The sequence below is a fragment of the Bacillus sp. PK6-026 genome (assembly GCF_054161455.1).
This window is the reverse complement of record NZ_CP096418.1, coordinates 1,633,767-1,658,323: the sequence shown is the minus strand read 5'-3', so window position 1 is coordinate 1,658,323 and position 24,557 is coordinate 1,633,767. Positions and strand designations below refer to the sequence as shown.

At 47.7% G+C, this 24,557-nt stretch carries 17 protein-coding genes; all 17 read right to left on the bottom strand.

What is annotated here, in order from left to right; all coding sequences use genetic code 11:
- Nucleotides 1–17 precede the first annotated feature (17 nt).
- Nucleotides 18–947, bottom strand: coding sequence for a sigma-E processing peptidase SpoIIGA (gene spoIIGA / locus M1D59_RS08450; protein ID WP_020451312.1), 930 nt, complete (start codon nucleotides 945–947; stop codon nucleotides 18–20).
- Nucleotides 948–1,131: 184 nt separating this feature from the next.
- Nucleotides 1,132–5,430, bottom strand: coding sequence for a S8 family peptidase (locus tag M1D59_RS08445; protein WP_050820749.1), 4,299 nt, complete (start codon nucleotides 5,428–5,430; stop codon nucleotides 1,132–1,134).
- 191 nt (nucleotides 5,431–5,621) lie between these two features.
- Complete coding sequence (locus tag M1D59_RS08440; protein WP_212110520.1) at nucleotides 5,622–7,130, bottom strand: S8 family serine peptidase; 1,509 nt, start codon at nucleotides 7,128–7,130, stop codon at nucleotides 5,622–5,624.
- Between the two features lie 370 nt (nucleotides 7,131–7,500).
- On the bottom strand, nucleotides 7,501–8,634 hold the full coding sequence (ftsZ, locus tag M1D59_RS08435) for a cell division protein FtsZ (RefSeq protein WP_458117936.1): 1,134 nt from the start codon (nucleotides 8,632–8,634) through the stop codon (nucleotides 7,501–7,503).
- 34 nt (nucleotides 8,635–8,668) lie between these two features.
- Nucleotides 8,669–9,967, bottom strand: a complete 1,299-nt coding sequence (gene ftsA, locus M1D59_RS08430) for a cell division protein FtsA (RefSeq protein WP_020451307.1) — start codon at nucleotides 9,965–9,967, stop codon at nucleotides 8,669–8,671.
- A gap of 183 nt (nucleotides 9,968–10,150) precedes the next feature.
- Nucleotides 10,151–10,504, bottom strand: coding sequence for a small basic family protein (locus M1D59_RS08425; protein ID WP_003181559.1), 354 nt, complete (start codon nucleotides 10,502–10,504; stop codon nucleotides 10,151–10,153).
- Nucleotides 10,504–11,229: a DUF881 domain-containing protein gene (locus M1D59_RS08420; RefSeq protein ID WP_075213231.1), complete on the bottom strand. Its 726-nt coding sequence runs from the start codon at nucleotides 11,227–11,229 to the stop codon at nucleotides 10,504–10,506. The genes M1D59_RS08425 and M1D59_RS08420 overlap by 1 nt, the downstream gene beginning before the upstream one ends.
- A 25-nt stretch (nucleotides 11,230–11,254) precedes the next feature.
- On the bottom strand, nucleotides 11,255–11,914 hold the full coding sequence (locus M1D59_RS08415; protein WP_371268716.1) for a DUF881 domain-containing protein: 660 nt from the start codon (nucleotides 11,912–11,914) through the stop codon (nucleotides 11,255–11,257).
- 54 nt (nucleotides 11,915–11,968) lie between these two features.
- Entirely contained in the window at nucleotides 11,969–12,733 is a 765-nt protein-coding gene (locus tag M1D59_RS08410; protein WP_458117935.1) for a cell division protein FtsQ/DivIB, read from the bottom strand.
- Between the two features lie 205 nt (nucleotides 12,734–12,938).
- Nucleotides 12,939–13,850, bottom strand: a complete 912-nt coding sequence (murB, locus tag M1D59_RS08405; protein WP_023857251.1) for a UDP-N-acetylmuramate dehydrogenase — start codon at nucleotides 13,848–13,850, stop codon at nucleotides 12,939–12,941.
- Between the two features lie 28 nt (nucleotides 13,851–13,878).
- A complete protein-coding gene (murG, locus tag M1D59_RS08400; RefSeq protein ID WP_020451302.1) occupies nucleotides 13,879–14,979 on the bottom strand; it encodes an undecaprenyldiphospho-muramoylpentapeptide beta-N-acetylglucosaminyltransferase in 1,101 nt (366 codons plus the stop codon).
- A gap of 71 nt (nucleotides 14,980–15,050) precedes the next feature.
- A complete protein-coding gene (spoVE, locus tag M1D59_RS08395) occupies nucleotides 15,051–16,151 on the bottom strand; it encodes a stage V sporulation protein E (RefSeq protein ID WP_020451301.1) in 1,101 nt (366 codons plus the stop codon).
- Between the two features lie 52 nt (nucleotides 16,152–16,203).
- Complete coding sequence (gene murD / locus M1D59_RS08390) at nucleotides 16,204–17,559, bottom strand: UDP-N-acetylmuramoyl-L-alanine--D-glutamate ligase (protein WP_256163760.1); 1,356 nt, start codon at nucleotides 17,557–17,559, stop codon at nucleotides 16,204–16,206.
- Nucleotides 17,560–18,534: a phospho-N-acetylmuramoyl-pentapeptide-transferase gene (gene mraY / locus M1D59_RS08385; protein ID WP_020451299.1), complete on the bottom strand. Its 975-nt coding sequence runs from the start codon at nucleotides 18,532–18,534 to the stop codon at nucleotides 17,560–17,562. It abuts the gene before it with no gap.
- Between the two features lie 127 nt (nucleotides 18,535–18,661).
- Entirely contained in the window at nucleotides 18,662–20,128 is a 1,467-nt protein-coding gene (locus tag M1D59_RS08380; protein ID WP_020451298.1) for a UDP-N-acetylmuramoyl-L-alanyl-D-glutamate--2,6-diaminopimelate ligase, read from the bottom strand.
- 207 nt (nucleotides 20,129–20,335) lie between these two features.
- The gene (locus tag M1D59_RS08375) at nucleotides 20,336–22,270 is read right to left on the bottom strand and encodes a stage V sporulation protein D (protein ID WP_035338833.1); all 1,935 of its coding nucleotides are present in this window, start codon (nucleotides 22,268–22,270) and stop codon (nucleotides 20,336–20,338) included.
- Between the two features lie 146 nt (nucleotides 22,271–22,416).
- On the bottom strand, nucleotides 22,417–24,552 hold the full coding sequence (locus M1D59_RS08370) for a penicillin-binding protein (RefSeq protein WP_212110516.1): 2,136 nt from the start codon (nucleotides 24,550–24,552) through the stop codon (nucleotides 22,417–22,419).
- Between the last annotated feature and the right edge of the window lie 5 nt (nucleotides 24,553–24,557).

Sequence of the window (24,557 nt, the reverse complement as noted above, 5' to 3'; positions counted from 1 at the left end):
TGTAACAGACTTCGAGTTTAAGAAACGTGTTTGACCGGGTTTCCGGCGAGCATTTTCGGATGGACGATGGCGTCAAATTCGCCGTCCGCGGAAAGCGGTGAGGTGCTGATTCCAATCAGGCATTTCGGCGCTTCAATCACCTCCCTTTCCGAAAAAATGAGCACATGATCCGGCTTTAGGCAGAGCAGAAACTGATGCTGATGGCCGACCCCGCGGTAGGGAATCAGGCGGATCCGCCCGATATACGGGAGTGTTTCATCAAGTTTGCCGACGGCATCAAGCGGGCTCATTTCCTTGATGATCACACTCGCTTCTTCTCCCAATACACTTTTCAATTTTTCAATATTGACGATCATGACGGGCGTTTTTGTGATCGGGTCGTAGAGTTGGTTTCCGGAGTCAATCAATCCGGTGAAATGAAGCGTATGTTCATCAATGCCGGTCTCTAGGCGGACGCGTTCTTCATATTGAATTTTCTTCGCTTCAGCATCTTCAAAACGCTTTTTTGAAAACAGCCATACAGCCGGAAAACCTGCACCGACAAACAGCCAGCTGACCGGGTCTCCAAAACCGGACCAATTCGTCATAAAGACGCCGTTTTCCATGATCGAATCCGTTTCAAGTAAAGAATGCGCTCCAATAATCCCTCCTCCCATTAAAAAAGTAGCAAAATAAAAAGAAAACAAATTTTGCAAAAAAAACCGGAACCGCTTAAAACCAAATGTCAAAAGAACGATCACAACCGAAAACGACAGTTTGCCTGCAGGATGAAGGACGTACGGCGAAAAAGGTGTAAACATAAACAGAACGATGCTTGACGCGACAAACGCCCCTAAGATCAGCCTCCGCTTTTTAACCCTTCGCTTTAAAATAAATGCGGTCATCATTAAAAGCAGCAAGTCAAAACAAAAGTTTAACAGCCATATCGCATCTAAATAGATTTCCACATCCTTCCCCTTTCTTTGGACTCGGTGACCATATTGTTTGTTTTCCTAAGTATAAATCAAGCCCAAAGGTAAAGTCTGTCAATTAATGTTGCGCAAATCGTACATTTTTTGAAGTTTTCGTACTGAATTTGTCGATCATAAAACGAAAAAAAACGCTGCCATTAAAGACAGCGTCTTTTCACCTTTATTTCAGCTTTTCATTGATGTACAGTTTGCCTTTTGCCGTTTGTCTCGTTTCATTGCCGTAATCATCCCGGACGATGACCTCGATTTCCGCTCCTTTTGCTTTTGCGGTTGAAGTCGCGGTCCAATATCCTTCATACTTGCCTTTTGAGACTTCTCTGATCGGCAGCTCTGTTACGTTTTGGGCAGCCGTTTTGAAATTGGTAAGTGGCATTCTGATCACAAAGACAGCATCCAAATCAGCGGCGCTTTCAAACTCGATTTTCACGGTTTCTCCCGTTTTGAGCTCGAGGTCTTCAGCCGGTTTCAAGCCGGTGATTTGCGGCGCTTCAAAGTTGACATCCACCGTGACTTTTTTGGTCGTTTTGTTGCCTGCCGCATCCGCTGCCGTTACTTTGATTTCATTTTGGCCGTTGTCAAGCATAATCCTTGCAGAATACTCGCCATTGTCAACAGCCGCTTTTTTGCCGTTTACATGAACAGATTCTAAGTGGTCGTCTGATACTGTTCCTTTCACAGTGACAGTCTCTTTATTGAGTTTTGATCCGCTTTTCGGCGTGTCAATCGTAAGCTTCGGCTTTTTCTGGTCAAGGACGATCCGGACCGGGTCTGAAGCATCCGTCGTTCCGGAAGCCGATGACGATTTGGCGGTGATCACATTTTCGCCTTTATTCAGCGGAATCTCTTTTGAGAAAGTGCCGTCTCCCGCCGTTTTCGCCGTTCCGGCTTCTTCATCTCCGTTAAAGAGCTGAACGGTCGTGTTCGGAGACGATGTCCCTTCGATGACAGCATTCTTTTTGTTGGTAATGAATCCGTCTTTAGGCGACGTAATCACAGGCATCGCCAATTCATAGTCGACCAAAGCGCGGATCATGAAGTTGCCTTGGTCTGATGGCGCTTTCGACCATGAGCCGTCCGTATACTGCCAGTTGCGGCCTGAATATTCCCCGTCTTCATCTGTAGCAAGTCCAGGTGAGTTGGCCAGGTCCTCTGTCTGGACGTACACGAGGTAAAAGTCTTTTCCGACGAGGATGCCTTCATCGCCCAAATCAACGGTCGTCCATTCACCTGTGCGGAGCGCTTCAGCTTTGAACGGGCCGGCGAGTTTTTTGCCCGGAGAGCCTTTTTCACCCGACGCATCGTAGACCTCGACTGCAAAATCAGTTCCGCCCGGATCCGGGAATTCTGTATCCCAGAATTTGAACAAGCCGCCTTTCAGCATGGCTTTTTCCTGCCCGTTTTCGAGCGTCATTTTAACGGCCAGCCCGTTGCCGGATTCATAGAAAGCCCAGGCGTTTTCCCCGGTTCCGTCATCATAGCCGATTTCCCCAGGATAGCCGATGAAAGGATCGAGCTCGATATCTTTCGAGACATCTCCTTTTAAATCAACGGAAAACTCGCTGCTGTAATATCCGTTTGCAGAGACCTTTACCGTATACGAGCCTTCATAGGCCGTTAATGAATAACTTCCGTCGCCGTCCGTCTGAACCGGTTTTACGGATGCATCTTCAACGATATACAGCTTTGCATGTCGGACGGGTTCGCCCGTTTTTTTGTTTTTTATCGTTCCGGTGAGCGTCCCTTTCTTCAGTTCCTTTAAGACAAAGTCTGCCGTCGTCGTCTTGTCGGCCTCGATTTTTACGGTTTGCGCATTTGATTCATATCCGTACGCTTCCGCTTTCAGCGTATACGTTCCAGGTGCATGAGCCAAACTGTATGCGCCTGTTGCTTGGTTGGAATATGTCGATTTGCCCGTCTCCAGCACGCTGACCTGAGCCCGCACCGGAAGAACTGCAGGAGCTGCTTTTTTCGTCTCAGAATGTTCTTGAACGGTTTCTGCCGGTTTTGCTTTTTTCGGATCAATCGTTTGTTTCTTCGTTTTCTTATCCTTCATTTTAGCCGGCTGTTTTTCAACGCCCAGTCGTTTTTTCGTGCCTGCGCTCTTCACTTCCTTCACAAGCGCTACATCATCGATATAAAGCCCGTCACCTTCAATGCTGTCGTCAGATTGTAGGTTGAACATGATCTTAATCGTCTGTCCCCCGTATTCCGACAAATCGATCTGTCCGTCTTTCCATTCTGACGTCCTGCCGCTGTACTCAGCAGCCGGGATCCATTCATCTTTCCCTTCAGGCTGTACGTAAACGAAACCGTAATCGAAGTCCTCTTCAATATCGTGCCAATATTTGTATGTGAGATAAAGTTTTTGATTTTTTGGAACGCTGACAGGAGGCATAAGAAGATTCATATTGGCCGAACTTTGATACGGCCCTGTCAGATTTGTTGCGAATACGTTTTTTCCCGATGCTGCGGCATTCGGGCCTGACTGAGGAATACCGCGCTCCCATGAATTCTTCACACCTGATGTGATCCAGCCGTTGGCAGCATTCTCGAAATCTTGTTTATACCCTGTGGTCACAGCCGGAGAAATCGGGATTTCGTACACTTTGGATTCCGTTTTGTTTCCTCCGAAATCGGTGACAATCCATTTGTAGGAAAGCGTTTTCCCTTCAGAAACGGATACGGCCGCCTCGTACGTTCCTTTTTTATAGTCGCCGGAAGTTTGTTTGGCAGCGATCGTCACCCAATCGGAATCATCGGTTTTATAGCTTAATTTGACCGATATGATGCTGACATCGTCTTCCACATCAACTGAAAGAGGCGTTTCTGAGCCTGAGTAAATTTCCTTGATCTCTTGATGGTTTAAGACCGGCGGATTTTTGTCTTCGCCTTCTTTTCCGACTTGCCCTTCCGCTTTGCCCAACCCTTCTGTGACGGCGGACACCGCGTCAAACACGTTCACGAGCCCGTGGCCGTATCCGTTGTTCGGCGATTCGGTAAATTTGCTGTCTGTGAGCGGTGTTGCGGTTTCCATCAAAATCTTTTCGATCCCATCAACGGTGATCGACGAATCGGCCTGCTTGATAAGTGCGGCCGCGGCTGCGACATGCGGTCCTGCCATTGAAGTGCCGTCCCAGCCGTCTTGATAGCCGCTTCCAGGGACAGAAGAGCGAATGTTGACCCCAGGTGCTGTTACTTCAGGCTTGGTCTCATCATACGGGGAAGGACCTTGAAGTGAAAAATCGGCTAAGCGATTATCGATGTCTGTCGCACCGGTCGCGAACGCTTCGGGGTAGTTTGCCGGATTGGCAATCGAAGCAGGTCCTCCCGGATTGGTGAAATCAGCGTTCCCCGCAGAGAACTCAGGGAAGATGCCGGCAGCTCGCCACGCTTTTACGATATCCCTGTAAAACTCATCAATCCCGGCTCCCCCTGACCACGAGTTATTGACAACATCCGGAGCCATTTCAGGGTGCGGGTTGCCATCTTTATCTTTCGGCGCCAAAATCCATTCACCCGCTGCAAGGAGGTCTTCGTCCGTTCCGCCGTCATCCGAAAAAGCTTTCACGGCAATCCACTTTGCACCCGGCGCCACACCGATTTGGTTTTGGCCGTCAGGCTCTGATCCGACCATCGTCCCGGTTACATGCGTGCCGTGCTCCAGGTCGTCAAAAGGTTCAGAAGCGCCAGAAACCGCATCATACCAGCTGAATTCGTGATCAGGCTGATCGGGATGCTGCGGGTCATATCCGCGGTATTTTTCTTTCAATGCCGGATGATCCCATTGCACGCCCGTATCAATTGACGCGACAACCGTGCCCGTTCCGTCATATCCCAATTTCCAGGCTTTTGGCGCGTCGACTCGATTGATATTCCATTCGATTTCTTTTTCATCCTTAGCTGCCGATTTTTTCACAGACTGTTTAGCCGGTTTGATCAGCTGCCTTTTTTCGTTCGGGAGCACTTTCTCTACTTCCGGAAAAGCCGCTACTTGTTCCATGACCTCTTTCGTCGCATGGACGGCCATCCCGTTGACAATATAATAGGAGCGGATTTTTTTTACTTTCCCTTGTTTTTCCTGCTTTTTCAAATAACGTTTCAAATCGCTTTGCGTCTCATCCGCTTTGACTCTTAAAGCGGAGACGACAGCCGAGCGCTTTTGATATTCTGTTTTAGCCGCGCTCAGCGACTTTTTCTTCGCATTCTTTTCCGCCTGCTTGGCCACCTTTGGAGTATCGACTTGATCTTTCAGTTTGATCAAGAATGTGACTTGATCTTCTTTTTTGAACTGTTTGACAAGAGATTTCGAAATTTTTCCCTTCCCTGCAACTGCTTGTTCTTTCATCGAAGTGAGCGCAGGCTTTGCCGCGGCATCTGAAACGGCGGGCATGAACAGCGAGCCGATTAACAAACCGCTTAAAATGGTGGAAAACGCCTTTTTTCTCAGCTTTCTTTTCAAATGAACATCCCCCTTTTTGATGAAATTGGCTGGACTTGTCCGTCCTCCTCTCCTTGTGGATGCCTTGTCTGACCTTGATGTAACTTAAATATAGTAAAAACTGGTTAATTTTTTTGTCGGTATTTGTCAAGATCATGTTTAAAATTAGATAAAAAAGGACAAAACCGTTAAAGCGGTTTTGTCCTTTTTTATCATTTTGTTTTTTTAGCCGCGTCAAAAGCTTTTACAGCGTTGACCAAGCCGTATCCGTAGCCGTTGTTCGGCGATTTTTTAAACGTTTTGTCAGTCAGAGGCGTCGCCGTATTCAGCAGGATGCGCTCGATTTCATCGACTGTGAGGTCCGGATTGGCTTCCCTCATTAAAGCGACGATCCCTGATACATGCGGGGTCGCCATCGATGTTCCGCTCATCGCAGCATACTTGTGTCCCGGATAAGCAGAGCGGATGCTGACGCCCGGTGCCGAAATATCGGGCTTGATTTCGTCATATGGCGAAGGTCCTTGCAATGAAAAATCGGCTAACGCGTTTGCGCTGTCAACTGCGCCTATCGCGAAAGATTGCGGATAGTTGGACGGATTCTCAACTGAACCCGGTCCGCCCGGTTCCAATTCGCTGACATTACCTGCTGCGAATGCAGGAAAGATATCAGCTGACCGCCAAGCTTTGACAATATCCAAATACCATTCATTGAGTCCGCGTTCACCCGCCCAAGAATTGTTGACGACATCGGGAGCCTTTTCGGGGTGCCCTTTTCCTTTCGCATCTTTCGGAGCCAAAATCCATTCTCCTGCAGCCAAAAGGGATTTTTCGTCTCCACCGTCCTCTGAAAAGGCTTTGACAGCGATCCATTTCGCAGTCGGTGCGACACCGATCTGGTTTTTGCCGCCGGCTTCTGAGCCGACCATCGTGCCTGTCACATGTGTGCCGTGGCCCAAGTCGTCATATGGCGTTTTCTTATTGCTTGTCGCATCAAACCAGTTGAACTCATTGTCTGGACTGTTCGGTTTAGAAGGGTTGTAGCCCCTGTACTTTGTCTTCAACGCCGGATGATCCCACTCAACGCCGGTGTCAATCGAAGCGACAACGGCTCCTTTGCCTTTATAGCGCTTTTTCCAGACATCAGGCGCATGAACCTGCTGAATGTTGGAAGCGGGGGAACGATCCGCAGACGTTTTCGATTCTACCGTGGGTTTTTCAGTGTTGCCGAGCTTAATTTTTTGATTTGGCAGCACTTTTTCAACCTCCGGAAATGAAGCCGCTTTTTCCATAACATCCTTTGTCGCTGTCACGGCAATGCCATTTACAATATAAAAAGATTCCACTTGCTTTGCTGTTCCTTTTTTCTCTTCTTTTTCTAAAAACGATTTTAAGTCTTTTTGCGTTCTCTCAGCTTTTGTACGCAGGGACGTCAGCACGGCTGAACGTTTGATTTCTTTTACTTTTTTCACGGTCATCACGCTTGCTTTCGCCCGGTTTTCAGCCGCTGTCGCCGCTTGCTGAAGATTCGCCTGGTTTTTCATTTTGATTAAAAAAGTCACTTTATCTTCTTTCTCAAAACGTTTGTAAAGAGCGCTTGATATTTTGTTTTGTTCCTTGGCCTTCGCTGTCGTGCCTGTTTCAGCCTGCACAGCGGCCGGAGCGAGAAGTGAACCGATGAGTGCAGCGCACATGAATGTGCTGAATAATGGCTTTTTCTTCACATGACATCCTCCTTTAAGCAATAGCAAATATAGTCGTTTCTTGCGTTTCTTTGTCTAGAAACAGAAACTATTAATAATGGTAAAAGAAAAGACTTATAGACATTGTCGTATTTTGTCATTTTTCCTTTGTCGGTTTGTAAATTCGTTCTTTTTACATATGACTTGTTCACTGTTCATAGTTCGGCCAGATGACAAGCTGAAAGGAAAATCCGTGCATCCGGGAGAAAAGAGAGAGGTTAGATGCAAGGCTTTTGAGGGAGGCGCTTCGATCAGAATGACAATTGATGCTTTTGGAGGGGAGAATCCGTTCCAGCGCATAAAAAAAGCCGCCGACTTCTTGTCGGCAGCTTTCCAATGTATTATAGACGTTTTAGCGTTTATTGCGGTTTCTTAAGAAAGTCGGGATGTCAAGCGTATCCTCGGCAGGCTGTGATTGGCTGCGATGCGGCATGCTAGGCTCCTCGCGCTTCGCCTCCCGTTTCGGAGCAGGCTGATGATGCTGTTTTAAACCTTGGTTTAAAGGTCTCTGCGGCTTAGATGCATCTTGATCCTGTTCGATAAAGCCGGTCGCGATGACCGTAACGACGATTTCGTCTTTCAAGTTTTCATTGATGACAGATCCGAAGATCATGTTAACGTCCTGGTCAGATGCAGCTGCCACAATGTCCGCTGCTTCCTGAACTTCGTAAAGGCTTAAGTTGGTTCCGCCTGTGATGTTCATCAGCACGCCTTGGGCACCGTCAATCGCCGTTTCAAGCAACGGGCTGGAAACAGCTTTTTTAGCGGCTTCTGCAGCGCGGTTCTCACCTGTCGCTACACCGATACCCATCAGTGCAGAACCTTTGTTGGACATGATCGTTTTGACATCGGCAAAGTCAAGGTTGATCAGTCCAGGTGTTGCAATCAAGTCTGAAATGCCTTGAACACCTTGGCGGAGAACGTTGTCCGCTTCGCGGAAGGCTTCAAGCATCGGTGTGTTTTTATCGACGATTTCAAGAAGACGGTCATTCGGAATGACGATCAGGGTGTCGACGGCTTCCTTCATTGCTGTAATGCCGCCTGCCGCCTGAAGCTGTCTTTTTCTGCCTTCAAAAGTAAACGGTCTTGTCACAACACCGACCGTCAATGCGCCTAATTCCTTTGCGATTTGTGCGATGACAGGTGCCGCGCCCGTTCCTGTTCCGCCACCCATTCCGGCTGTGACGAACACCATGTCTGCACCTTTCAGCGCTTCTTCAATTTGTTCTTTGCTTTCCTCTGCGGCTTTTTTGCCGACTTCCGGATTGGCTCCGGCGCCGAGCCCGCGTGTCAGCTTCGCACCAATCTGCATTTTCGTTTCCGCTTTTGACAGGTTGAGAGCCTGGGCATCCGTGTTGACTGCGATAAACTCGACTCCCTGAACGTCATTTTCGATCATCCGATTGACGGCATTGTTACCGCCGCCACCTACTCCTATTACTTTAATCGATGCTAAGCCGTCTATATTTGTTTCAAACTCTAACATGCTAAATCCTCCTAATCCGTCGAATGACTAATCTCTATTCCCAAAAGAAGTTAAATATTTTCTTCATTTTGCTCGGCTTTTTCTCAGCTTGAGCGTGCTGCTTGGATTTTGGCTTCGGTCGCTGCTGCACTTCTTTTTGATGTGTTGCCGCGACTTCTTGAACCGCTTGTTCCGGCATCTTAAACCCTACTTTTCTGCCTTGGATTTTTGCGTTGCGGTAAGCGAATTGGATGAGGCCGACTCCTGTCATGTATTGAGGTTCTCTTACACCGATATAATTCGGGCTAGCCACTCTGACGTTATTTTGAAGAACATCCTGTGCGAGGCTGAGGACACCCGGCATTCCAGCCTGTCCCCCTGTAAGCACAAACCCTCCCGGCAATTCTTTTATTCCCATGTTCCGCAGTTCCTCTGCCACGAATAAAAAGATTTCTTCGAGCCTGGCTTCTATAATGTCTGCCACTTCCCGCTGAGAAAAGGTTTGCTTTTGGTCTGTCCCGATCACGGCGACTTCAAATGTTTCCTCTTCCGACGCTTCTTCATAGAAAGCATGTCCAAACTGCTTCTTCACCCGCTCAGCTTCGTCTGTGGAAGTGCGCAATCCGATTGAAATATCCTTGGTGATGTTTTCTCCTCCCAGGGGTATGACGCGGGTCGCAAGAAGATGTCCGTCCTCAAATACGGCAACCGTTGTCGATCCTCCCCCGATGTCGATTAAAGCCACTCCGAGGTTTTTTTCGTCCTTTGATAAAGCGACAGATCCGGCGGCCAGCGGCTGAAGGCAAATATCCGTTATTTCAATTCCCGCTCTTTCCACACAGCGCAGCAGGTTATGTAAGATCGTTTTAGAGCCCGTGATCAGCGATCCTTCCACTTCAAGGCGGACGCCGAGCATCTTTTTCGGATCTGTAATATCGCCTCTGCCGTCAACGATAAACTGTCTCGGAATCACATCGACGATCAGCTGTTCAGGCGGGATGGAAACGACTTGAGCGGCCTCCATCACCCGGCGCACGTCTTCAACGTGGATCTCTTTATTCTCGCTTGAGACAGCCACAACACCGTTCGTATCTTGAATATGGATGTAGTTCCCATTAACCCCGACGATCGCGTGGGTCAGCGGAAAACCTATCATTCTTTCTGCTTGTTCAAACGCTTTTTTTATAGAATGAACCGTTTCATCTATATCAACGATTGATCCTTTTTTCAGCCCCTCTGAGGGAACATTTCCGACTCCGATAATGTTAAGAGAATCGTCTGACATTTCACCGACGATCACTTTAATATTGGACGTACCGATGTCTAGACTGACGTAAAGTTCATTGTTGTTCATTCTATGGCACCTCCTCACATTTCAGTCAATTCTATTCTATTATTTGCCGAACAACAATACAATGAATCTGGTTTTACAAGTGTGTAACAATCAATACAAACCAATACGCTTCGTTTTTAGTTTTAGGATTACTGTGAATATTCGTGATATCCTATGTATATCCTCTTTTAAATCCGATTTTTTTTAATTTTTTCTCCTCGAGGCCGTCCATTTGGCGAGCAGTATTCTTCTGATGACCGCGATGTTTTGAAAAAGCCTCACGCCAAATGCAAACATACCGACTAAATACAAGTCTACACCAAGATGAACGCCCAGAAAAGCCAAACTTATGGCGAGAATAATATTGAAGAAAAAGCCCGTCACAAAAACTAGTTCATCGTATACACTTTCCAAATGGGCCCTTATTCCCCCGATCAAAGTATCAAGGGATGCAAGAATCGCCAGGGACAAATAATTTGAGTATTCATCCGGAATGGTGAAGTTCGTGCTGAACCCGATTGTAATTCCGAGCAAAAGCCCTAAAACCGGAAGCCACATTAGGAATTCTCTCCTTTTGATTTCTCGAGCGGTTTCAATGGCGCAACTTGCATTGAACCTTCGTAAGCTTTGATTTTGATTTGTTTTTCAGGCCTTTTGATTTGCAAATCCAGATTTTCTCCCGCGAACAGATCCTGCAGGGATGAAGCATTCATTCGGCTATATAGTTTATCGGCGTTTTTGCCGATGACTTTTACCGTTATCGGATAGTTGTCCAAAGGATATCCGTCGATTTTGGTTGTTCCGTTGATATCCCTGATCACCGTCGTGTTGACAACCCTTCTGTTATTGATCGATATTTCTTCCGCTTCATACATATTCAGTTCATTAATCAGCTTTTTCAGAAGGTCTGGCGGCGGATTTTGAATGGATTCTCCCGTGAGTTCTTCCGAGAAGAGCTGAGAAATGGTGATGATGATTCCGTTCCCTGTAACATCTGTGAAGCCGGCCTGTTTTTTTAAGTTTTGAAGCGTTTCATTCAACGCTTTTGTCCGCGAGGTTTCTTCTTGATGACTGTATGTGTTCAGCATTTTTTCATATTTGTCAATTTCGCTGATCAGCTCAAGCTGTTTTTTCTGTTCTTTCTTCAGATCCTCCCTGAGGTCCCAAATGTCCCGCGTATCGCGGACTTTCGGCGCTTTCAGCGAATTAAACTGTACGGACAGCATAATTCCGAAAATGAGCATCAGGATGCTCAAACTGATGAAACGATTATTTTTCTTCAACGTCCGCCCACCAACTTTTCAACGTTCATTCCCCCTGCTTTAAAAGGGGCTCCATCTCGATTTGGTCTTGTTTTTCGATGCTGACTGAAATATGATCGCGGCTCAGCTGGTCCACAAGTCCTCCTGCAATGTTCAGCGCCGGCATCAGCACATCCGGATCCCCGATGGCCGAAATGACAAACGGCGCGGGATACTGGTTGCCGTCAACCGTGATGACAGGACCGTTGCACGATATGTAAGAATGATGTGTCACACGCTGTCCGTTGATCGACACCGCGGCCGCCCCGGAAATCCACAGCTCATTGAGCAGGCGGAATATGTGGCTTTCATGGACGATATAGTTGTTGACATTCTCACCTTCCGGTATGTAAGAAGCGTCTTTCAGCGTCACCTTGATTCCTTCGCCCTGAACGCCGATTTCCCCGACGAACATTCTGTACCTTTCAACATCTTCGACAATATTGTAATACTCTTTTTTTTCCTTTTTCAAAGCCGTCTCTGTTTTCTGTACTTCCTGCTGTTTTTTGTAAAGCTCCTGTTCCAGCTTCTTATTTTGCTTTTCCTGGGAAATCAGCCGGTCGCGCAAGGAATACTCCTCTTTCCAATTTTCAGCTGTTTCTTCATGGTCTTTGTTTTCCCTGGCGAATTGATAGGAGAAAGACAGCAGGAATCCGAGGACAAGCATGGCGAGTGAAAGATTGACTGTGTGCCTCTTCAATTTCCGTCTCCCTTTTTGCTTTCATCCGTTTTTTTTCAGAGGTTCAAAATAGGTCGCGACTTCCATATGGATAATGCCTTTTTCCCCTTTCGGCAGCTCTTTTACGATCGCCGGATAGCTGTTCATTTTCTGTCCGAACGTTTTCAGCGAAGCCGTCACGATATAGCCGTCGTTCATATACAGTCTGATCAGCCAAGGATTTGATTTTTGAGGCGTATAGTTAATCTCGGAAATCGATTTTTTCACGGAATCGGAAAGCTTGTTCAGCTGTTTTGCCATTTGAACGAGCTTTTCGTCTTCCTCCCAGTTATTAAGGGTCGGTCCGATGTCAGTCGGCGTCACCTCTTCAGGAAGCACCGTGCCGTTTTCAAGCACGGAGTAGTACACATTGTGTTTTTGCAAAAACGCAATGCTTTTATACTCTTCGATGGAGATGGCGATTTTGTTGGGCAGCTGTTTAGAGATTTCGGCTTTTTTGATCAATTTATTCTGCTCGATCTTTTCTGCGGCTTTTTGCTTGCTCAGACTCCAGAATTCCGTCTGTCCTTTATGGATCGAAGACAGGGAAATGATCTGGTCTTTTGAAACGTTTTTGTTTCCTTTGATCTCTACCGTCGAAACTTTGCTGATCGGCGTCTGCAGGTAAATGATGATCAGCATCATCGTGAAAAAGAGCAGAATAAAGGTGATCAGCCGGCGGTTTGCCTTTTGCTTTCGCTGTTCTTTGATTTTGGGAATCCGTTCTTCTATATTCACTACTTTTTCTTTATCAATACCGGGTTTCACGTAGGCTCACCTCAGGTTAATAAAGCAGACAAAAAGACTTTTATTTGCTTATTTTTGTTCGGAAAAATGACGCGCTTTTCGACATATGAAAGCACGGGGCAAGCTAAAAAGCTTCCATTTAGCGAAACAAACGACATACTAGGATGCCGTTTGCTTGTTTGTTTCATACATTATATCATAAGGCGATCTGAAGTAGAGAGGCCGTTTACCGTTTTTCTCCGATAATTTCGACCTCAGTGTGCATGTCGATATCGTATTTTTCTTTAATCGTTTTTTGAATGAATGCAATCAAATCCAGGACGTCTTGTGCTGTTGCGCCGCCTGCGTTGACGATAAAATTGCCGTGCATCTCTGAAACCTTTGCCCCGCCGATCTGATGGCCTTTCAAACCAGCCTCTTCTACTAGCCGGCCCGCATGTTCAGGCAGCGGGTTTCTGAAGATGCTGCCTGCGCAAGGGTTGGACACCGGCTGCGTTTCTTTTCGGTAGTCTTTGTTTTTCTGCATCTGCGCAACGATCTCATCGCGTTCTTTTTGCTCCAGCTGGAGAACGGCTTCAAGACATATGCCCGGCCGCTCGTTTTGCAGGATGGACGTGCGGTAGCTGAACGCCATCTCTTCATTCGTCAGCCAATCGATCGTTCCGTCTTCAAACAGGATCAATGCTTTCACCAATACCCTGCTGATATCAGAACCGTGGGCTCCGGCATTCATGTAAACCGCTCCGCCGACCGAACCCGGAATGCCTGCGGCAAATTCAAGGCCGGAAAGCCCTTTTTTGCTGATGCCTGTCGCAAGCCTTACGACAGAGTAGCCGCCGCCGACCGTTACTTGCTCGCCGTCGATTTCCATATGGTCAAGCCCCTGTCCGAGCTTGATGACAACGCCTCTTATCCCTTCATCAAGGACAAGAAGATTCGAGCCTCTGCCGATGGCCGTCCACTTGACGCCGTGCTTCTTGATCACCTTCATCGTATCTTTGACAGCTTGAATGTTTTTCGGAACCACCAGCACGTCAGCCGGTCCTCCGATTTTAATCGTAGTATGGTTGCTGAGCGGCTCGTTTTCCAGAACTTTGCCGACTTCAAGTTCTTTTAATTCTTGTATCACCTTATCCATCGAAAACCTCCAAAATCCTTCTGTCTTATCATTTTGCATGATGTTTCAGTTCTTTCAGCACATTGTACAAGCGTTCGGCCGCGTCCGGCACGCCAAGCGACTTCGCGCGGCTCTTCATCTCTTGCAGCGTTTTTTCGTCTTGTAAAATATGATCGATCGCCTGAATTAAGCGGTCTCCATTAAGCTCTGATTCTTTTAAAACGACAGCGGCGTTCTGCTCCCCTAGTGAGCGTGCGTTCACTTCCTGGTGGTTGGCCGTAACGTACGGACTCGGAATCAAAACGCTTGGAATGCCGAGCGCGGTGATTTCCGCTATTGTCGTTGCTCCCGCACGTGCCACGACGACTTCGAACTCTTTTAAGTACTCGGGCATTTGATGGAGAAATGGCTGAACGACCATATTCGGAGCGGGGCCTTCTTTTTTAAGCGCAGCTGTTACTTTATCATAGTGAACTTCCCCTGTGACATAAAGAACCTGGTAATCCCGCTTTTTTAATTCGTTTTGCATCGCGATAACCGCTTCATTGATCGGAGTGGCACCGCGGCTGCCTCCGAAAATAAGGACCGTTTTTTTGCCTTCTGAAAGGCCCAAAGTGGTCATGGAACGGCCCCCTTTTATAGAGACGACTTCAGACGCCCTCGGGTTTCCTGTAAAAACAACTTTTTCTGCAGGAAAATGCGGTTTCGCTTCATCAAAACAAATGGCTACCTTATCAACATATTTGGATAAAAACTTATTGGTGAGTCCGGGAAGGCTGTTTTGTTCGTGGATAATCGTCGGAATCCCCAGTTTTGAAGCGGCGTATACCACGGGTCCGCACACGTAGCCGCCCGTGCCGATCACCGCGTCGGGCTTAAACCGTTTTAATTCTTTTTTGCATTCTTTTACACCCTTTAAAAAGCGCATGACGGTTTTGACGTTTTCAAATGACAGCTTTCTTTTAAAACCCGTAATTTCAATCGCCTTGAAAGGGATCCCTTCCCGCTCGACGATATTTTTCTCCAGGCCTTTTTCGGTTCCGATATATAAAAACTCAACATCTTCATGATGCCGTTTCACTTCTTTAATAAACGCAAGGGCGGGGTAAATATGGCCGCCCGTTCCGCCTCCGCTAACAACAATCCGCATCTGTTCTCCCCCTTATTCCTTATGTACACGCCGATAACCCTGCTATCTCGCAACAGGGTTATCGCCAAAATCTAGTATCTAGAATACCTGCTGACATTCAGCAGCACGCCGACCGCCATAAGCATCAAGGTCAGTGATGAACCGCCATAACTTAAAAACGGAAGCGTGATGCCTGTAACAGGAATCAGGCCGGTCACGACGCCAATATTGATCATAACCTGAATCGCTATCATCGAAATGACGCCGACGGCGACAAAACTGCCGTATAAATCGGGCGCACCGAGCGCGATTCTGATGCCTCTCCATAATAGAACGCTGAAGAGCAAAAGAATCAGCGATCCGCCGATAAAGCCGAGCTCCTCTGATAAAATCGCGAAAATAAAATCTGTCTGCGGCTCAGGCAGATAAAAAAACTTTTGCCTGCTCTGGCCGAGGCCGAGGCCGAACAGCCCGCCGGGCCCCACCGCATAAAGAGACTGAATGATTTGAAAGCCGCTCCCCAAAGGGTCCTCCCAAGGGTTCAAGTATGAAGTGATCCTTTTGATCCGGTACGGCGCCGACAGCACAAGGCCGACAAAGCCGCTCAGACCCAGAAGACCGAGAAAAACGAAGTGTGAAATTCTCGCACCCGCGACGAAGATCATAATGATGCATGTGCCGACCATTACGGTTCCTGTTCCAAGGTCAGGCTGCATCATGATGATCAAAAAAGCTGAAAAGACAATACCCAGCGCCGGCACAAAGCCTTTTCTAAACGATGTAATATTCTTTTGCTTTTCAGATAAAAACTTGGCCAAAAATGCGATCATCGCGAGCTTCATAAACTCGGACGGCTGAATGCTGAAAGCGCCGACTCCGATCCAGCTCCTCGACCCGTTCCGTTCCATGCCGATCCCGGGAACAAGGACGATGATGAGCAGAAAGAAACATACTATGATCAGTATTTTCGCATAAGTTCTCCACGTCCAGTAGTCGACATTCATGATGAAAAACATGGCGATGACTCCGATGCCGGCAAATAAAAGCTGCCGTTTCGCAAAGAAAAAGGAGTCGTCGTATTTGTAAGTCGCCCATACTGCACTGGCGCTGTATACCATAATCAGTCCAATTGTTAAAAGCAATAGCGTAATGATAACCAGCAAAAAATCCGGTGACGTTTTTTTTGTTTGCAAAGCCGAACACCCCAAGCTCTAATTCTTAGGGCTATCTTTACGAGACAAGCCCTTATTTAAGCATATGCACGGCGTTTACAAACATGTCACCACGTTCTTCAAATGTTTTGTACTGATCCCAGCTTGCACAGGCCGGGGACAGAAGAATGACATCTCCTTCGTCTGACAGGCTGAACGCCGCAGTTGCTGCTTGTTCAACATTATCGACACGTTTAACCTGTTGTATTCCCATTTCTTCGGCCAGCTTCTCAAACTTCGGTGCGGTCTCGCCGAATGTGATCACCGCTTTGACAAAAGACATATGCGGCTTTAGTTCATCGAATTCATTTCCGCGGTCAAGCCCCCCTGCCAGCAAAATGACCGGCTTTTGAAAGGCGGACAGCGCTTTTTTGGTCGCAAGAATGTTTGTCGCTTTGCTGTCATTGTAAAACAGTCTGTTTTTGATCGTCGCGACGTATTGCATCCTGTGCTTTACACCGGTAAAGCTCGTCAGCACCTTGCGGACGGCCTCATCGGAGACGCCTGCGGTTTTAACAATGCAAAGGGCGGCCAAAATGTTCTCCAAATTGTGCTCTCCCGGCAAAACGACGTCTTCAAGCGGCATGACCGGTTCACAGTTAAACATGATCACGCCGTCTTTCACGCACGCTCCGCGCTCAAGTGTCCGGCGGACCGAAAAATACACCTTCTCCGCTTTTGAACACTCGGCAAGCCGTACGACTGTCTCATCGTCCAAATTGACAACGGCAACGTCTGTTTCCGATTGATTTCGATAGACCTGCTGTTTGGCAAGCTCATAATTTTGGCGCGAATGGTGATAATCGAGATGGGCATCAAATACGTTTAATAACAATCCGATTTTCGGTCTGAATTGATAAGTCCCCATGAGCTGAAAACTCGACAGCTCTGTCACGATCCATTCGTCTCCGCCGGCCTGATTGGCCACTTCGCTTGCCGCCGTGCCGATATTACCAGCAACGAGCGCTTTTTTCGAATCGGCTTTCAGCATTTCATAAACAAGCGTTGTCGTTGTCGTCTTTCCGTTTGAACCGGTAATGCCGATGAACGGAGCATCTGTCAGATGATAGGCAAGTTCAACCTCCGTCCAGACCGGTATGCCCCGCTTCAGCGCTTCTTCGACCATCACGTTTTCATAGCGGATGCCCGGATTTTTAATCAGAATGTCGATCGAATGAAGATCAAACAGTTCCGTCGGATGAGAGCCGCAGACGACTTCCACCCCTTTTTCCGCGAGAATCCGCGCAGGTTCATTCTCCTCAAAAGGCAGCTGGTCATTCACGACAACCTTTACGCCTTTTTCATGAAGGATCGAAGCGGCAGCATATCCGCTTTTCGCCAGCCCCAGTACGAGCACATTTTGATTTTGCAATAAATCTTGAGTATCCACTTATAACCACACCTCGATGTAAATTCCTAAGACGGCAAGCAGAAGTCCCGCTGTCCAAAAAGTGACGACAACTCTCCACTCAGACCATCCGACAAGTTCGTAATGATGGTGAAGAGGGCTCATTTTGAAAATTCGTTTGCCGGTCGTTTTAAATGAAATGACCTGCAAAATGACGGACAGCGTTTCAATGACGAATACGCCGCCGATGATGACAAGCAGGATTTCCAGTTTCGTTAAAATCGCGATCGTCACAATCGCCCCTCCGAGGGCAAGCGATCCTGTATCTCCCATAAAGACTTTCGCGGGGTGCGCGTTAAACACGAGAAATCCTAACACCGCTCCGACAACAGCAACCGCGAAAATGGCGACATCGTATTGCGACTGGTTCCATGCCAAAATTGCAAACGCACCGAACGCGATGGCAGCAGTACCCGACAACAGCCCGTCAAGCCCGTCAGTCAGGTTGACAGCATTTGAACCGCCGACAAGCATAAAGATGACGAGCACCGGATAAATCCAGCCGAAATCAAATGACAGCTCTGTTCCCGGAATGCGGATGTCAGTCGGCAGCCCTTGGAAGTGGTAGACGGCATAGAATACCAGAGCAATCACGATTTGGCCGATCAGTTTTTGTTTGGATGTGAGTCCAAGGTTGCGCTTCATCACGACTTTAATATAATCATCCAAAAAGCCGAGCAAGCCGTATCCAACCGTAACAAACAAGAGGAGGATCATGTTCATGCTGACTTCGGAAAATTTCATTGTCATGACAATGGTCGTCGCGATAATCGACAATATGATCATGACGCCGCCCATCGTCGGCGTTCCCGATTTTTTCTGATGGGATTTCGGACCTTCCTCACGGATGCTCTGCCCGAATTTCAGCCTTCTTAAAAACGGAATGAAAATCGGAGATAAAAGAACGCTGATTAAAAAGCCCATGATAATGGTAAATAAAATTACTTGTTCGAGCATCGTTCTTCTCTCCTTTCCGCGTGATATAAGTAGCAGCATACGCATTTATCATATTCACTGTTTTTTTTCATATGTTGATTTATTTCATCCATCATTTCAACAACTCTTTCCTGTAGTTCTTTTTCGGTTATTTCAGCTCAAGAATGGCTCTTTTGGCCACCTCAGCATCATCAAAATCAAAGGTTTGACCGCCGATCTGCTGATAGGTTTCATGGCCTTTGCCTGCGATCAGGACGACATCGCCTTTTTTGGCGTTTGCAATGGCAAAAAAGATCGCCTGCTCACGGTTGACGATGCTGTGATAGTAAGCCCCTTTTACGCCTTCCTCCATATCGTTTAAAATGGCGAGCGGGTCTTCGCTTCTCGGATTATCGGCTGTAAAGACCGGTTCATCGGCAAGGTCAACGGCAATTTTTGCCATTTTCGGACGCTTCGTCTTATCGCGGTCCCCTCCGCAGCCGACGACGACAAACAGCTTTCCTTCAGTTAAGCCTCTGCACGTGTTCAAGACATTTTCGAGGCTGTCAGGAGTATGGGCATAGTCGACGATTACCGGAAAGTCCTGGCCGGCGTCCACAAGCTCAAATCTTCCTCTGACGCCTTTCAGCCCTTCAATTCCTTCTGTGATCGTGGCAAACGGGATATCCGCTGCTAGTGCGATCCCCGCGGCCGTTAAAACATTGTAGACGTTAAAGAGGCCGACAAGCGGAATCGTTACTTGTGCAGTACCTTTGGGCGTCACCAGATCAAAGGTTGTCCCTTTCGGAGCCATTTTGATATTTTCAGCCATGACATCGGCATCGTTTTGAATTCCGTATGTCAAAAGGTGTGCTGACGTCACTTGGGCGAAATACGCTGAAGCAGGGTCATCCGCATTCAGCACGGCCCACTTCGGTGTATCGTGGTTAAAAGATCCGCCGAGCTGAGAGAAAAGCAGACTTTTCGCATGTTTATATTCTTCCATTGTCCGGTGGTAGTCAAGGTGGTCCTGAGTCAGGTTCGTAAATGCGGCGATATCGTAATCACACCCGTGGACCCGGCCCATGTGGAGAGCGTGTGAAGACACTTCCATGACGGCTGTATCCACATCCTGATCAACCATTTTTCTAAACGTTTTTTGAAGTGTGACGCTTTCCGGCGTCGTATTTTTTGCATCGAACGTTTCGTCATGGATTTTCGTGTACATCGTGCCGATCAGTCCTGTGCGGCTTCCGGCTTTTCTAAAGATCTCCTCCACCATGTGAGAAGTCGATGTCTTGCCGTTTGTGCCTGTAATGCCGATCAGCTTCAGCTGCTTCGTCGGCTGTCCGTAAAAGGCGTCCGACAGCACGGCTAGCGCTCTCTTCGTATGGCGGACGATGATCACCGGCACATCGGCGTCCACTTCCCTTTCCGCCACGATAGCGGCAGCCCCTTTTTCAGCGGCTTGCCGGGCATAGTCATGCCCGTCGACTGTATAGCCTTTTATACAAACAAAAAGACTCCCTGTCTTGACTTCCCTGGAGTCCATCTCAATTGAAGTTATATCAGGGTCTTCTTGGCCGGCATAGGAAGGTGCATTTTTTAAATATGTAAGAAGCTTTGTTAATTTCATCGTATCAAACCTCTCAAGTCTAATCATTCTTCATTCGTTGTCATATGTTCCTGCGTTGATTAACCGCACGAGCTGCATGCAGACATACAGTTCATATTTTAGCGTAAAAAAGAGGATACATCCAGCTAATCCTTTAAAATCTATATATTTTTTAGGAGGAACGGCCCCCGGTCATCAGCCGGTTGCCGCTCCTTATCATGATCCGAATTAATCAGAGGCTCCGTCTTTATTGTCAAGGTAAATGCGAATGGTCGATCCTTCTTTTACTTTTTCGCCCGGCTTAGGGGACTGCTGAACGACGACATCGCCTTTTCCGGAAGCTTTCAGCCTGAGGTTGATCAGCAATGGTTCAAGCTCTGTCACGGAAAGCCCTATAAGGTTCGGGACCTCGATCAGCTTTTTGTCCAGCCATTGATATTTGCGTTCAATCTGATCTTTCCGCTTCTTAACGCCGAGCTGCGGAAGGCTGTCTCTCATGATGTTTCCGACGATCGGCGCTGCAACTGTACCCCCGAATTGAATCGTGCCTTTCGGATTGTCGACGGCGACGTAAACGACGATGCTCGGATCATCTGAAGGAGCCGTTCCGATAAACGAGACGATGTGATTGTTTTTTAAATATTTCCCGTCCTTGACTTTTTGCGCCGTACCGGTTTTGCCGCCCACCCGGTAGCCGTCGACAAAAGCGTTCCGCCCCGTCCCCTGGGCGACAACGCTCTCCAGCGCGTAACGGATCTGTTTCGATGCCTCTTCAGAAATCACTTTTCTTTTGGCGATCGGCGTCTGTTTTTTCACTGTTTGTTTTGTTACGGGATCAATCCACTCTTTGGCAATATACGGCGTATACAGCGTTCCGCCGTTGACAGCTGCAGAAACAGCTGCGACCTGCTGGATCGGTGTCACCGATACCCCCTGGCCGAAAGCGGTTGTCGCCTGCTCTACAGGCCCGACGCGGTCAAGCGGGAATAAGATGCCCGTTCCTTCGCCTTGTAGATCGATCCCGGTTTTTTGTCCGAAGCCGAAATTTTTAATGTAGCTGAACAGTTTTTCTTTGCCGAGCCGCTGACCAAGCTCAACAAATCCCGGGTTGCACGAATTTTGGACGACTTCAAGAAACGATTGTGCGCCGTGTCCGCCGCGCTTCCAGCATTTCAGCCTTGCGCCGTCCACTTCAACGGAACCCTTATCATAGAAGTGATCTTTTTGGAGGTTGACTTTGTTCTCTTCCAAAGCTGCGGCAAGCGTGATGATTTTAAAAGTCGAACCGGGCTCATATGTGCTCCATACAGGCAAGTTCCGATTATAGACTTTAGGATCGATTGATTTGTAGTTTGCGGGGTCAAAGTCCGGCCGGCTGACCATCGCCAATATCTCCCCGTTTTTCGGGTTCATCGCAACACCGACCATTCCGTCCGGGTTATACTTCGCTTCTGCGATATCAAACTCCCGCTCCATAATCGTCTGCACCTTTGAATCGATCGTCAGCTTCATATCAAGCCCGTCTTTCGGCGGTGTATAGTCATCCGCCTCCCCCGGCATCCTCTTGCCTTTTGCATCAGAATAAAATTTCACATAGCCCTTTTCACCTTTCAACTCTTTGTCATAAAAAGCTTCGAGGCCAAGCAGACCCTGGTTGTCAATGCCCGCGAATCCGAGCACATGGGACAGATAGCTGCCGAACGGGTAATGGCGGATCGAATCTTCTGCAATGTATACGCCTTTCAAGTTGAGATCTCTGACTTCTTTTGCTTTCTCATGGGAAATTTTCCGGCCCTCGGGATTGATCCTTTCAATTGACGTTTTTTTCGTGACATGTTTGTACGCTTTTTCTTCCGACATATTCAACACGCTGGCCAGCAGTTTGCTCGTTTTGATCGGATTTTCAACCTGCTTCGGAACAACCAAAACCGATGGCGCGCTTTGGTTTGTCGCCAGCTTGACGCCGTTCCTGTCCAATATTTCGCCCCTTTCCGGCTCAAAAGGAAGGTTCCGGCTCCACGAATCTTTAGCTAATGTCGTCAGTTTATCCCCCAGAACGAACTGAACGTATCCGAGCCTTGTATCAATAATCAAAAAGATGATCACACCAAAAAGCAGAACGAATATTAAACGTTTTCTGACCGTTACATTGGAAACGCGCAAGAGACCGTTCACTCCTTATTTAGGCTTGTTTCATTTTATGCCTTGGAGCGTTTTGATAGAACGGCCCTTATTTTTATATGCTCAGGAGGCGGCCGCGCCCAAACGGAAGGCTATCGACTCTGAGCCGATAGCCTTTTAGACGGGATCTATTCGTTTTTCAATCTGACTTTTACGACCGAGTTGGCTTTTAATTCTTTGCCTGCTTTTACATTTTGGCTTTTCACATAACCCTGGCCGCTCGTTTCGATATGAATGCCTGCCATGGCGCCGAAGCGGAGAGCGTCACGCTTTGACCAGCCCGTCATATCAGGCAGTGTGATTTTCCCGTCGGCCTTCAGGAAGACCCTCTGATTCGGCAGGACGGCTTCTCCCGCTTTCGGGTACTGTTCTTTCACAGCCAAGCCATCGCCGATCGTAACCGGAACAAGGCTGCTGTTTTGCGCCTCTTTTTCGGCGGATTTGGCTCGTTTGCCGGTGAAATCAGGCATTTCCAGCTGTTTTTCTTCCTGCTTTTCTTCTTTTTTGGTCTCTGTCGGTGTGATATTTAAATAGTGAAGACTGTTTTTCATCACCGGATTGAAAATTTTTGATACCGGAGCAGAGCCTGTTTCCGTAGCCTTTAATTGCGGCTGCTGTACGGCTACATAAACGAGAAGCTGCGGATCGTCCTTCGGCGCCATGCCCATGAAGGAGAACACGTAGTTTTCGCGGCCGGTCAAATATCTGCCGTCTTCTCCGGCAATTTGCGCCGTACCGGTTTTTCCAGCGACATCAAATCCTTCGATCTTGTACGGCTTCCCCGTCCCTTTATCAGATGTGACGACTTTTCCCAACAGGTCGCGCACTTCTTTTGCCGTTTTGGCAGAGATCGGCTGTCCGACTTTTTCCGGTTTATTTTGGTAAATCGTTTTGTTTTTGTCAGAATCAACGACATGATCGATGACATAAGGCTTCATCATTTTTCCGTTATTCGCGATCGCTGTCGCGGCCTGAAGCTGCTGGATCGGCGTGACCGCTGAACTTTGTCCAAAGGCAGTTGATACTTTATCACGCAAATATTCAAAATTGATTTTGCTGTTCGCTTCTCCAGGCAGGTCGATGCCCGTTTTGTCGTAAAAATGGAATTTCCGCAAATATTGATTGAAGCGGTCTGTGCCGAGTTTATCATTGGCAAGGATCGCAAACGCAACGTTTGAGGAGCGTTCAACACCTTCATTAAATGTGATCGTTCCCCAGCCGTTTCCATCGTTATGGTCTTTGATCGGCTTATCTTTTTTAGAAACCGAATATGATCCAGACTTATATGGTTCTCCTCCATTATATACGCCTTCTTGGATGGCTGCCGCCAATGTGAAAATCTTCATCGTCGAGCCTGGCTCAAAGCTGTAGGAGACAAGGTCGTTGTAATAGTTCGTGACATCGCGCACGTTCGGGTTGAAGCTCGGCCTTTGCCCCATCGCGAGCACTTTGCCCGTTTTCGGATCAACGACCGCCGCCATAATCTTCTTCGGCTTGTATTCTTTTTGGACGGTCGTCATGCTGTCTTCCAAAAACGCCTGGATTTTTTGATCGATCGTCAAATACACGTTGTCTCCGTTGTTTGGCGCTTTAATATTTTCGTTGCTGTTCGGCAGGCGCCAGCCCGTTCTGTCGGTGTCGTACGTCATGTATCCGTCCGTTTCTTTCAAATAATTGTTGAGCGTTTTTTCAAGGCCCATCATGCCTTGCATTTCACCTGTTTTTGCGTTGATCTGCGAATAGCCGATGAGATTGGAAGCGAAGATTCCGTTTGGATAGTAGCGCTTCGTATCGCGGGTGAACACGATGCCAGGCAGCTTCAGCTTTTCGATTTTTTCTTTTTGGGCATATGTCAAATCCCGCCCCGCCGATCCGAATTCAACCTGAAACGCTCCTTTTTTATTGAGAATATCGAGCACTTTCCCCTCATCCATACCGAGAATCGGCGCAAGCTTCTCAGCCGTCAGCTGCTTGTTTTTCACGTATTGAGGTTCCATCTTTTTGCTCATAATCGCGACGAGCTTGTATGTCGAAGTGTCTTCGGCAAGCACTTTTCCGTTCCGGTCAAGGATCGATCCCCGGTGGGCTTCGATCGTCCGCTTTTTCTCATACTGTTCGTTCGCCTTCTGTGCAAGCACTTCGCCGTTCACTTTTCCCGTCGCTTGAATAAACGCAAATCGTCCTACGATAACAAAGAAAAAGAGGGCAAAACAAATACTGAGTATTGCCGCTCCTCTGTTCATGAATTTATTTTTTTTCGGCATTGTGC